Source organism: Flavobacterium sp. (assembly GCF_044373165.1).
Lineage (GTDB): Bacteria > Bacteroidota > Bacteroidia > Flavobacteriales > Flavobacteriaceae > Flavobacterium.
The window spans coordinates 1-11,905 of the sequence record NZ_JBILQL010000075.1; the positions used below are offsets into that span (position 1 = coordinate 1).

At 36.3% G+C, this 11,905-nt stretch carries 10 protein-coding genes; all 10 read left to right on the forward strand.

Features of this window, described 5'->3' with window-relative positions; all coding sequences use genetic code 11:
* A partial coding sequence (locus tag ACIQ32_RS09545; RefSeq protein WP_396195460.1) for an asparagine synthetase B family protein occupies nt 1-1,423 on the forward strand: 1,423 nt, incomplete at its 5' end.
* Nucleotides 1,413-2,576: a glycosyltransferase family 4 protein gene (locus tag ACIQ32_RS09550; protein WP_396195461.1), complete on the forward strand. Its 1,164-nt coding sequence runs from the start codon at nt 1,413-1,415 to the stop codon at nt 2,574-2,576. The genes ACIQ32_RS09545 and ACIQ32_RS09550, both read left to right, overlap by 11 nt.
* Nucleotides 2,569-3,174 carry a sugar transferase gene (locus ACIQ32_RS09555; RefSeq protein WP_396195462.1) on the forward strand — a complete coding sequence of 202 codons (606 nt, stop codon included), beginning with the start codon at nt 2,569-2,571 and terminating at the stop codon, nt 3,172-3,174. Before ACIQ32_RS09550 ends, ACIQ32_RS09555 begins: the two co-directional genes overlap by 8 nt.
* A complete protein-coding gene (locus tag ACIQ32_RS09560) occupies nt 3,174-4,148 on the forward strand; it encodes an ATP-grasp domain-containing protein (protein WP_396195463.1) in 975 nt (324 codons plus the stop codon). The genes ACIQ32_RS09555 and ACIQ32_RS09560 overlap by 1 nt, the downstream gene beginning before the upstream one ends.
* Nucleotides 4,149-4,150: 2 nt before the next feature.
* Nucleotides 4,151-4,783 carry an HAD family hydrolase gene (locus tag ACIQ32_RS09565; RefSeq protein WP_396195464.1) on the forward strand — a complete coding sequence of 211 codons (633 nt, stop codon included), beginning with the start codon at nt 4,151-4,153 and terminating at the stop codon, nt 4,781-4,783.
* A gap of 12 nt (nt 4,784-4,795) precedes the next feature.
* On the forward strand, nt 4,796-5,593 hold the full coding sequence (locus tag ACIQ32_RS09570) for an FkbM family methyltransferase (protein WP_396195465.1): 798 nt from the start codon (nt 4,796-4,798) through the stop codon (nt 5,591-5,593).
* Nucleotides 5,594-5,598: 5 nt separating this feature from the next.
* Nucleotides 5,599-6,732: a DegT/DnrJ/EryC1/StrS family aminotransferase gene (locus tag ACIQ32_RS09575; RefSeq protein WP_396195466.1), complete on the forward strand. Its 1,134-nt coding sequence runs from the start codon at nt 5,599-5,601 to the stop codon at nt 6,730-6,732.
* Between the two features lie 59 nt (nt 6,733-6,791).
* Entirely contained in the window at nt 6,792-8,735 is a 1,944-nt protein-coding gene (locus ACIQ32_RS09580; protein WP_396195467.1) for a polysaccharide biosynthesis protein, read from the forward strand.
* 49 nt (nt 8,736-8,784) lie between these two features.
* On the forward strand, nt 8,785-9,555 hold the full coding sequence (locus tag ACIQ32_RS09585) for a polysaccharide biosynthesis/export family protein (RefSeq protein WP_396195468.1): 771 nt from the start codon (nt 8,785-8,787) through the stop codon (nt 9,553-9,555).
* A gap of 4 nt (nt 9,556-9,559) precedes the next feature.
* The coding region (locus tag ACIQ32_RS09590) for a GumC family protein (protein WP_396195469.1) at nt 9,560-11,905 on the forward strand (2,346 nt) is incomplete at its 3' end.

The following is an 11,905-nucleotide window of genomic DNA, read 5'->3' on the forward strand; positions in this document are numbered from 1 at the left end:
AGAGGATAGTTTGATTTGGGCTTCCGAGCTTAAATCGATTTTGGAGATATTACCGTCAAAGCCAGAAATTGATACTATAGCTTTGAACTTGTACTTGCAGCTGACGTACATCCCGGCGCCTTACTCCATTTTTAAAAATATCAAGAAATTAGAAGCCAATCATTATATGGCTATCGATTGTAATTCTATGGAAACCGAAGTGTTTTCCATTCCGCAGTCAAAGAAGCAATATCAAATTGAGGATAAAAAAGAAGCGATTCAAGTTGCGCATGATTTGGTTCGAGAAAGTGTGGCTTCCCGATCGATATCCGATGTGCCGTTAGGTACTTTTTTATCCGGTGGCGTTGATTCTTCCATAGTATCTTTATGTTTAGCGCAACAATCCGACCGAAAAATAGAGACGTTCTCTATCGGTTTTGATAAAAAATCTTTTGATGAGTCTGAGAAATCCCGTGCTGTAGCCAAACTTATCAACAGCAATCATCACGAGTTTATAATCGCCGAAAAAGATCTGGAGTCCAACTTATCTGAAATACTCTTAAATTTTGATGAGCCGTTTGCCGATTCTTCCGCTTTGGCATCTTATGTAGTAGCCCATAAAACCAAACAATACGTAACCGTTGCCCTGACCGGCGATGGTGGCGATGAGGTTTTTGGCGGTTACAATAAATATTACATGGGTAAATTAAACCATCGCTATACTTCGTTGATGCCCGAGACTATTCATAAAAGTATACTTAAAATGGGTGATGTTTTGCTCAAAACGTCTGAGGACAACAGAGGGAAAAGATTTAAAATCAACCGCTTGTTAAAAGCCATCAATTACCAAGGTGATTTTTATTATAATATCATTTCATTAGGGTTTCAGGAAGCAGAACTTAAGTCCATACTCAATCCGTCTTACAGTATTTCTCAGCCGCTTCATTACTATAAATCGCTCATAGGAAATCACCATAAAACACTGACCGATTTCAGAAATATTGACTTGCATTTGAGTCTGGAAGGTGATATGTTGGTTAAGGTAGACCGGACTAGTATGTTGATTTCATTAGAATGCCGAGCACCGTTTTTGAATAAGGAAATCTGGAACTTTACCAACCAACTTCCGGAAGAATATCTCATCAACGGTTGGGATAAAAAACACTTGTTGAAAGAGGCTTTCAAAGGCTATTTTCCCAAAGATTTTTTAAACAAATCCAAAAAAGGATTTGGTGTTCCGGTTGGAGATTGGTTGAAAAGCCAACTTAAAGTCGAACTCCTGCATTATACAAATCCCGAGTTCTTGACTAAGCAAGGACTGTTTAATGCAACAGTTGTGACTCAATTGGTGCAAAATCACTTAAGCGGTAAAATCGATAATACATTCAGGGTTTGGACCTTGTATTGTTTTCAAAAATGGTATGTGAATTACTATGGAGGATAAAAAAACACTGGTTCGAATTACCACCGTACCCATTTCATTGGAGAAACTGCTCGCCGGTCAGTTGCGTTATATGAGTCAGTTTTACCGTGTAATTGCCGTGTCTTCAGAAAAAGATAACTTAGAACGATTGGGCCAAAAAGAAAAAGTGACCACCTTTCATGTCCACCTTACCCGAAAAATTACCCCTATAGCCGATTTAAAAGCGCTTCTTCGATTGTATTTTTATTTTCGAAAGACTAAACCTGCTATAGTACATACACATACGCCCAAAGCCGGAACCATCGGTATGTTGGCCGCTAAGTTAGCCGGTGTAAAAATCCGATTGCATACCGTTGCCGGATTGCCTTTGCTGGAAGAATCAGGCAATAAGCGTAAAGTTTTGAATTGGGTTGAAAAGCTTACTTATGCCTGTGCAACCAAAGTATATCCTAATTCTATTGGCTTACAAGAGATTATCATTGAAAACCGATTTTGCAAACCAAACAAACTAAAAGTTATTGCCAACGGCAGTTCTAACGGCATTGATACCGAATATTTTTCGAGAAAGCACTTTTCGGAAGGAACTTTAAGTCAATTGCAAAAAACATTAGGGATTCAACCCGAAGATTTTGTGTTTGTTTTTGTAGGCAGATTAGTCAAAGATAAAGGCATCAACGAGTTGGTTCAAGCCTTTGGCAAGTTACATCAGGAACTCCAAAACCTAAAGTTATTATTGGTAGGAGATTATGAAACCGATTTGGATCCGTTACAACCTAACACCTTAGCACTTATAAGTTCCAATCCAAATATCATTTCAACCGGTTTTCAATCGGATGTCAGACCTTATTTTTGTTTGAGTCAGGCGCTAGTTTTTCCTACATATCGTGAAGGTTTTCCCAATGTGGTTATGCAAGCCGGATCACTTGAATTGCCTAGTATAGTTACCGATATTAATGGTTGTAATGAAATTATTGTAAATGGTAAAAACGGGCTTATCATTCCTGTTAAAGAGGAAAATGCTATTTTTGAAACTATGAAGTATTTAATCAATCATCCGGAAGATTTAGCCACCATGAAAAAAAATGCTCGAGAGATGATTGAAACCCGATACTCGCAACAACTGGTATGGGAAGCCATATTGCAGGAATATATAACATGGGAACAACATGTATAAGTCATTTTTTAAAAGAGTAATCGATTTTACGGCGGCCTTAATCGGATTTGCGGTTTTGTTTCCGCTATTTTTGCTGATTACCTTTTTTTTAGCAATAGCTAACGATGGAAAACCCTTCTTTTTCCAACGGCGTCCCGGAAAATACGGAAAGGTTTTCAGTATTATCAAGTTTAAAACGATGAATGATCGCAAAGATGACACCGGTAAATTATTGCCCGATGAAGTAAGGTTAACAGCTGTTGGGAAATTTGTCCGTAAAACATCTTTAGATGAGATACCGCAATTGCTCAATGTAATCAAAGGCGATATGAGCTTAATCGGACCTCGCCCTTTGTTAACCGATTATTTGCATTTGTACAATGAATTTCAAAACCGTCGTCACGAAGTCCGCCCCGGAATTACCGGTTGGGCTCAAGTGAATGGTAGAAATGCTATTTCATGGGATAAAAAGTTTGAGCTTGATGTTTGGTACGTAGATAACATCAGCTTTGTTTTAGATTGTAAAATATTAATTAAAACGGTTCAAAAAGTAATCAAAAGTGAAGGCATTAATGCTCAAGACGGCAATACCAAAGAACCATTTAACGGTTATAATTGATGAATAATATTTTAATTACATCAGCAGGAAGAAGAGTATCATTGGTACGTTTTTTTCAAAAGGAATTGAAAAAAATATATCCGGAAGCTAAAGTGTTTACTACTGATGCAAAGCCTGATTATGCTGCTGCTTGTCAGGTTTCTGATGCATCATTTGCTACCCGTAGAGTGACCGAAAAAGAATATATTCAGGAATTACTCGATTTGTGTTTGGCTCAGGGAGTTCAATTGGTGATTCCAACTATTGATACCGAATTATTGGTTTTGGCACAGTCTCGGGCTCTTTTCGCAAAACACGGAATCACGTTGTTGGTTGCCGATGCAGATTGCGTTCAAGTATTCCGTGACAAACGATTGACACATAGATTTTTTCAAGAGCACGATATCCAACACGCCCAAGAATTTTCCAAAACCGATTATCAGTTGCCCTTATATCTCAAGCCATATGATGGCAGTCGGAGCGTTGACAATTTTTTGATTACGAGTCAGGAACAATTAACCGAATATCATTTTTCTAACGAAAAATTGATGTTTTTAGAATATTTAGATCATAAAACACACACTGAGTTTACCATCGATTTGTATTACGACAAAGCTTCAGTCTTAAAATGTATGGTACCACGCCAAAGGATTGAGGTAAGAGACGGAGAAGTCAACAAAGCCATCACCAAAGCGCCTTTCTTTTTAGATGAGTTAACACAAAAGCTAACTAATATTCCCGGTTTTAGGGGTTGTATCACACTTCAAGTTTTTGTCAATACACAAACCCAATCCATATATGGGATAGAAATTAATCCGAGATTTGGTGGTGGTTATCCGCTCAGTTATTTGGCCGGCGCTAATTTTCCCTTGTGGATTATTCAAGAATATATAACCACTAACAAAACGCTTTCTTTTTTTAACGATTGGGAAAAAAACTTAATGATGTTACGTTACGATGATGAGGTTTTGGTGCGTAATGTGAATTCGATATAATGATGAGCGCTACCGTTGTTTTTGATTTAGATGATACGCTGGTAAAAGAAATCGATTACTTGAAATCGGCTTTCAAAGCCATTGCTCTCAGGGTTGATTCTACCAGCGATACTTTGTTCGAGCAAATGATGCAATGGTATCAAAACAAAGACAATGTTTTTCAAAACATAGAAAACCTTTACGGTGTTTCAGTGAATGAACTCAAACAACAATACCGTACTCATGTTCCTGATTTTACCCAACACAACGGTGTGCCTGAGTTGTTGCTGAGATTTAAAGAAAAAGGTTGTTTCATAGGATTAATTACCGATGGATACAGCCTAACACAAAGAAATAAGCTTAAAGCGCTAGGCATTGAGGAGCTGTTTGATTTAATAGTGATTTCTGAGGAATTCGGTAGTGAAAAACCAAATGAAAACAACTATAAAGTCTTTCATCAGTTTGAAACTAAAGACTATTTTTATATTGGTGACAATACAGCAAAGGATTTTGTTACGCCTAATCGATTGGGTTGGATTACTGTTGGTTTGTTAAACAACGGTAAAAACATCCACCCACAGGATTTTACTAAAAAAAATGTATATTTGCCTCAAAAGACCATTGCCGACCTAAACGAACTTTTCATTTTTATTTAACACTATTTGCCCATGTTACGAAAAATTATCCTGAAACTTCTTAAAATAACGGCGAGAGATATAAGCATCACTCATCATTATAATAATGAGCCTTTTTTATTGAATTCATATAACCATAAAGGGTATTGGTATCACGGAAAGAAACGCGAGCAAGAAACAGTTTCCGTTTTTAAAGAATGGATTAATGAAGGAGAATTTGTTCTTGAAATAGGAGGACATATAGGATATTTTTCAACGCTTTATGCTCATTTGGTAGGCGAGAACGGAAAAGTTGTTGTTTTTGAACCGAGTTTTGAAAACCTAAAATATCTCACCAAAAATGTACAAAACATAAAAGCATCGTTGCGAAATAAGGTACAATTGGTTCAAAAAGGTGCCGGTGATGTTATTGGGGAACTTGACTTTTACATCGACCCAATTTCGGGACAAAACAATTCTTTTGTGAAGGATTTTGACGGCTTTAAAACAAGTCGAGAGTTATCGGCGGAGCAGGATGTAGATGTAAAAGTGGTGAAAGTCCCGGTGATTACATTAGATAGCTTTTTCGAAAATGAAACGTTACTTCCGAATTTTGTTAAAATAGATGTTGAAGGTTTTGAGTGGAATGTGATTCAAGGGTTTCAAAAAACAATAGAGAGAGGACATCCTTCGTTGATGATTGAAATTCAAGCTGATGCCGATAAGCTAATTCCGTATTTTAAATCGGTTGGATACACCATCTTTAACGACAAAATGGAGGAAATCATTACTATAGAAGACTATGTTAAATTCAAAAGTCCTAACATCTTCTTCAAATACCTTCAAAAATAAAGACCATGAATAACAAAATATGGCTGTCTTCACCTCATATGGGCGGCACAGAGCAAAAGTATGTACAAGAAGCTTTTTATACCAATTGGGTGGCGCCATTAGGTCCTAATGTAACCGGTTTTGAAACCGATTTGGAACAATTTCTTCAAGAAGATAATACACATGTGGCTGCTTTGAGTTCGGGAACAGCTGCTTTGCATTTGGGATTAATTTTATTAGGTGTAAAAGCCGGAGATGAAGTCATTTGTCAGAGCTTTACTTTTTCGGCTTCTGCCAATCCAATCCTATACCAAGGTGCGACACCGGTTTTTATTGACAGTGAACCTGATACTTGGAACATGTGCCCTTTGGCATTGGAAGAAGCTATTAATGACAGAATAGCAAAAGGGAAAACACCAAAGGCTATAATTCCGGTTCATTTGTATGGTATGCCCTTCAAAGCAAATGAAGTAAGAGCAGTAGCCGATAAATACAATATCCCTATTTTAGAAGATAGTGCAGAAGCTTTAGGGAGTCATTACAAAGGAAAAATGTGTGGTACTTTCGGAGACATTGCAGCGCTTTCTTTTAATGGAAATAAAATCATTACTACTTCAGGAGGCGGAGCATTAGTAGCCAACTCTAAAGCAGCTAAAGACAAAGCTATTTTTTTAGCCACTCAAGCCAGAGACAATGCCCCGCATTACCAACATTCTGAGATAGGCTACAATTATCGCTTGAGTAATATATCAGCAGGCATCGGAAGAGGGCAGATGGAGGTGCTGAATAAACACATCGAGTTGCGCCGTAAAATGAATGCTTTTTACCAAGATATTTTTAAAGATATTGAAGGTGTAATGGTATTTACAGAGCCAAATTCTGATTATTTTTCCAATCATTGGTTGAGTTGTATTACCATAGATTCTGATAAAACCGGAAAAACCAGAGAAGATTTACGCTTGGCCTTAGAGCAAGAAAATATTGAATCCAGACCTTTGTGGAAACCGATGCATTTACAGCCAATTTTTGAAAAGTATCCATATTACGGAGGAAATGTTTGTGAAGGATTGTTCGAAAATGGTCTTTGTTTACCCTCCGGATCCAACTTAACCATCGAAGATCATAATCGTTTGAAAGAAGTTTTTAATAGTTTTTTTTAATTTTTTAGCCCTGAATTTGTTTAAATAATCTTAATTTTGAAGGTTGATGCTATTTAGAAATGAGTAACCAAATATTTAAAGAATTAAAGCATAGTATTTTCAACAAGAAATTCCAAAACTTAGGATATCTTCCTCGTTGGATAATTTTTGCAATAGATGTATTTATAGTTGGTGTCTCTTGTGGCATTACGCAAATTATTATTCATAGTTTGTCGGTTACTTTTACAGGTGTATTTAGCGAGTTATTACAAATTGTTTTAATCCTTTTTGTCAATGCACTGTTCTTTATGTTTTACAGAACTTATGCAGGCATAATCAGACATTCCACCTTTATTGACGGAGTTAAGTTGTTAGTAGCCACCTCATCCTCCTATGTAACGTTGCTTTCCGTTAATCTCATATCTTTTGCCTTTTTTAAATCTAAAATTTTTCTCTCAACCGGTTTGTTTATCACCTATGTTATTTCTTTCTTGTTGCTTTTTTTATTCAGAATTTTGGTTAAAAATTTCTTTGAAAAATACTTGCAAGGAGATGACCAAAAACAATTGATCAAAGCGGTTATTTACGGTGCTGATGCCAATGCTATTTCAGTGGCTAATGCTCTAAAGACTGAAAAACCCGCCCGATTCAAATTAGTGGCTTTTATAGACAAGTTCAAGCAAGTCAAAACTTCCAAAAGTATTTTGGATTTACCTATCATCAACCAATCCAAAAGTATCCATGTTATCCTGAGAAGCATGGGTGCTGAGGCATTAATTATTGCTGAGAAAAGCTTGTCTAAAGAAGAAACCGTGGCCATAGTTGAAGAGTGTTTAGAGTATAATTTCAAAGTGTACACGGTGCCTTTAATTACAGATTGGGAAGATCAGAAACAAATCTCCAATCAGTTGAAAAATTTTGCTATCGAAGATTTGTTGGAACGCAAACCGATTGTTTTAGATAATAATGCTATCTCATCGCAGATTAATGGCAAAACTGTTCTCATCACAGGAGGCGCTGGTTCCATCGGAAGTGAGATTGTAAGGCAGATCATCAATTTCAATCCTTATAAAATCATTATTTTAGACCAAGCTGAGTCGCCTTTGCACAATCTTAAATTGGAAATTTCTGAGTTTGATGGGAAAGTTAAAATCAGAACAATCATAGCCGATGTTAGGGACTTTGACGCGATGACTTGTGTTTTTGAGAAATATAAACCCGATTTTGTCTACCATGCGGCAGCTTATAAACATGTGCCGTTGATGGAAGAAAATCCGGGGCAAGCTATTTACACCAATGTAATCGGGACTAAAAATTTGGCCGACTTATCTCAAAAATATAAAGTGGATAAATTCGTTTTGATTTCTACCGATAAAGCGGTTAACCCTAGTAGTGTAATGGGAGCCAGTAAGCGAATAGCTGAAAAATACGTGCAATCTTTGAATTACCATCTTTCTCAATCACAAAAAAGCAGCACTAAATATATAACTACCAGGTTCGGTAATGTACTAGGGTCTAATGGTTCAATTGTCCCGTTGTTCACCAAGCAAATTCAGGAAGGTGGCCCGATAACCATTACACATCCCGAAATTATTCGTTATTTTATGACCATACCGGAAGCTTGTCAGTTGGTGTTGGAAGCCGGTGCTATGGGTAACGGTGGAGAAATCTTTATTTTTGATATGGGCAAACCGGTCAAGATTATTGACTTGGCTAAAAAGATGATTAGGTTAGCTGGTTTTACGCCTGATAATGAAATTAAAATCAAAATAATCGGACTAAGACCGGGTGAAAAGTTATACGAAGAATTACTTAATGATACGTCAAAGACCTTACCAACTCACAACGAGAAAATAATGATTGGTCAGGATAACTTTGACAATTATGAAGAAATTAGTGAATTGGTGTTCCAACTTTCAGAAATTGCCAAAAAACCAGATAACAATGAAATGGTGGTTTTGATGAAAAAAATTGTGCCCGAATTTAAGAGTATGAACTCTGTTTTTGAAACATTAGATTCTTAAATCCAAGTAATTCCGATAAATTAGTAACTTTGTTCCCTAAAACTTTAATATGAATCGCAACAAGTATATCAATTTAATAGCCCTATTTATTTTACTTTTTTTAAGCTCATGTGCCTCCCGAAAGGATATAGTTTATCTTCAAGATATTGAAAATGATGCTACTATCAATCAAGCTTTAAGTTATGAGCCGGTTATTAAATGTGATGATATGTTGAGTGTTATTGTGGCAGCAGATCAACCCGATTTGACCATTCCGTTTAATTTACCGCAAATTCAAGGGAATTATCAGATTAATGACAGTCAGGAAGGCATCAAAACCTACTTGGTAGATGCCTCTGGATTTATCGATTTTCCGGTTATAGGTAAAGTTAAATTAGCCGGATTAACTAGAACACAGGCTAAAAATGAACTTGAAACCAAAATTAAAGAATACATCAAAGAACCTTCTGTCAATTTGAGAATCCTCAATTATAAAATTTCTGTATTAGGAGAGGTGAATAAACCTAATACCTATAAAATAGCCAGTGAACGTGTTACTTTGTTAGAAGCTATTAGTTTAGCGGGCGATATGACTATTTACGGTAAAAGAAGTAACGTATTGGTTATTAGAGAAGTTGACGGTAAAAAAACTTTCAACAGGGTAGATTTGACTAACCAAGATTTTATTTCCTCTCCGTTTTATTATTTAAATCAAAACGATGTGGTAATGGTCGAGCCTAACAAAACCAAAATCAACTCTTCTGTTATCGGTCCGAATATAACCGTAACTATCTCAGCACTTTCATTGCTTACCACTATTGCCATAATTCTATTCAGATAATAACATGCAGGAACATCATTCTTTAAATAATAATAATTCTCAAGATGACAGATTGAACATCAGAGAACAATTGGATAAGTATGTTATTCATTGGAAATGGTTTTTACTTTCCGTAGTTGTTTGTTTGATAGCAGCGTTGTTGTATTTAAGATACACTATACCTCAGTACAGTGCCTCGGCTACCATTTTAGTGAAAGACGAGCGTAAAGGCGGAATCCAATCTGAACTTAGTGCCTTTTCCGATTTAGGATTGGTAAAAAGTTTAAAAAACAATGTAGATAATGAGATTGAAATCATCAAATCAAGAAATATTATCAGTGCTGCTCTAAAAAAAATCAATCTTAATGTTGAATATTATACCGAAGGAAGAGTTAAGTTAGTAGAATTGTATGATGAAAGTCCGATTAGAATAAAATTCACTGAGACTTCTAACAAATTCTATGGTAAAAGTTTTAAATATGAAATAGTCTATAAGTCTCCGAAGCAATTTGAATTAAAAAAGTACGAAGGCAAATCGATTGGGACTTTTAATTTTGGCGACACTATTAGCTTGGCAGACGCTAAAGCGATTGTTAATTTAACTCCAAGTGCGCCCCAAAAACTTCAATCCGACTACTCTGTTATTGTTCAGGTAAACAAGTTTGACAATTTGGTTCAAAAATACAAAGGAAGACTTAGTGTTGCACCACTTAATAAAAATTCGAGTGTGGTTGAGTTAACCATCAATGATCCGGTTGCCAAAAAAGCAGAAGACCTTCTGAATGCCATAGTGGAAAGTTACTATGATGATGCCGTAAAAGACAAAAGATTGGTTTCCATCAATACTCAAAACTTTATCAACGAAAGGTTAACTTACATCACCGAAGAACTTACCGAAGTTGAACAAAAAGGAGAAGACTTTAAATCCAACAATAGAATTACCGAGATTTCAGCAGATGCCGGAATTTACATAGAAAACTCTGCTCAGTTGGAAAGATCTTTAATCGATACTGAAACTCAAGTCAGGGTGATTCAGTCGATGATAGACTACTTGAAAAAATCTCCTACTGATGAAATCATTCCGAGTAATATTATCCCATCAGACAACACTGCGGCTATAATGATTAATGAATTCAATAATGTTGTCATCACCCGAAACAGAGTATTGCAAAGCGGTACACTCAAAAACCAAAGGGTAATTGATTTGAATGCCGAGATTAATGAAAAGAGAAGAAATATCAAAGAAAGTTTAGCCCGACTTTTGGAGTCTTTTACCATAAGAAGAGACGATTTGAAACGTCAGGATGCTTTGTTGAACAATAAGATTTCACGTATTCCGGCCCAATCAAGACAATTGGTTAGCATAGGTCGTCAACAGCAAATTAAAGAGTCGCTCTACTTGTATTTATTGCAAAAAAGAGAAGAAATAGGTATTTCATTAGCGGTAGCTGCACCCAATGCCAAAACTATTGATTTAGCTCAGTCTACCAGCGCACCAATTTCTCCTAATAGAAATTTTATTCTACTGGGCGCTTTATTGTTAGGATTTTTAATTCCTTTTTTAATTCTGTTAATGGTTGATTTACTCGATACCAAAATCAAAAACCGTCAAGATGTTGAAGGCAAAGTCAGCATTCCGTTCTTGGGCGATATTCCTAAATCAGAATCTCAAGATGAGTTGATTAATGCCAGCAGCCGTTCGAGTTCGGCAGAGGCCATTCGTATCGTGCGTACCAATTTAGAGTTTATGCTCAATAACGTTGCCGAAGGAACTGCCAAGACCATTTTTGTAACGTCTACTTTACCAAAAGAAGGGAAAACATTTGTGGCCCTTAATTTAGCCAGTACCATCGCGCTTTCAGGTAAAAGAGTGTTATTGATTGGTTTGGATATTCGTAATCCAAAAATCGATAAGTATGTGAACATCCCTGAAAAAGGGTTGACCAACTTTTTGGCCAAACAAAATGAAAACATTAGCGATTTTATTGTTAAGTTGGACAATTTCGATAATTATTATGTACTTCCTTCTGGAGTGATTCCGCCTAATCCGGTCGATTTATTGATGAGTCCGAAAATGGATGAATTATTCGCTAAATTGAAAAAAGAATACGACTATATTATTGTAGATACCGCACCTGTGAGTTTGGTGACCGATACTTTATTAGTGGCCAAATATGCGGATTCTTTTATCTATGTAATGAGAGCCAACTATTTAGACAAGCGATTGTTGAAAATTGCCGAAAGCTTCTACACCGATAAAAAATTACCTAATATGGCCGTTTTACTCAACGATACTGTTTGGAGAAAAACTTATGGATACGGTTATGGTTACGCTTACGGTTACGGCTATGGTTACGGCTATGGTTACGGC

Bases quoted from the DNA above. Each gene is read 5' to 3' on its own strand.
- ACIQ32_RS09580 (WP_396195467.1), top strand. From the start codon at position 6,792: ATGAGTAACCAAATATTTAAAGAATTAAAGCATAGTATTTTCAACAAG.
- ACIQ32_RS09585 (WP_396195468.1), top strand. From the start codon at position 8,785: ATGAATCGCAACAAGTATATCAATTTAATAGCCCTATTTATTTTACTT.
- ACIQ32_RS09575 (WP_396195466.1), top strand. From the start codon at position 5,599: ATGAATAACAAAATATGGCTGTCTTCACCTCATATGGGCGGCACAGAG.
- ACIQ32_RS09570 (WP_396195465.1), top strand. From the start codon at position 4,796: ATGTTACGAAAAATTATCCTGAAACTTCTTAAAATAACGGCGAGAGAT.
- ACIQ32_RS09555 (WP_396195462.1), top strand. From the start codon at position 2,569: ATGTATAAGTCATTTTTTAAAAGAGTAATCGATTTTACGGCGGCCTTA.
- ACIQ32_RS09565 (WP_396195464.1), top strand. From the start codon at position 4,151: ATGAGCGCTACCGTTGTTTTTGATTTAGATGATACGCTGGTAAAAGAA.
- ACIQ32_RS09560 (WP_396195463.1), top strand. From the start codon at position 3,174: ATGAATAATATTTTAATTACATCAGCAGGAAGAAGAGTATCATTGGTA.
- ACIQ32_RS09550 (WP_396195461.1), top strand. From the start codon at position 1,413: ATGGAGGATAAAAAAACACTGGTTCGAATTACCACCGTACCCATTTCA.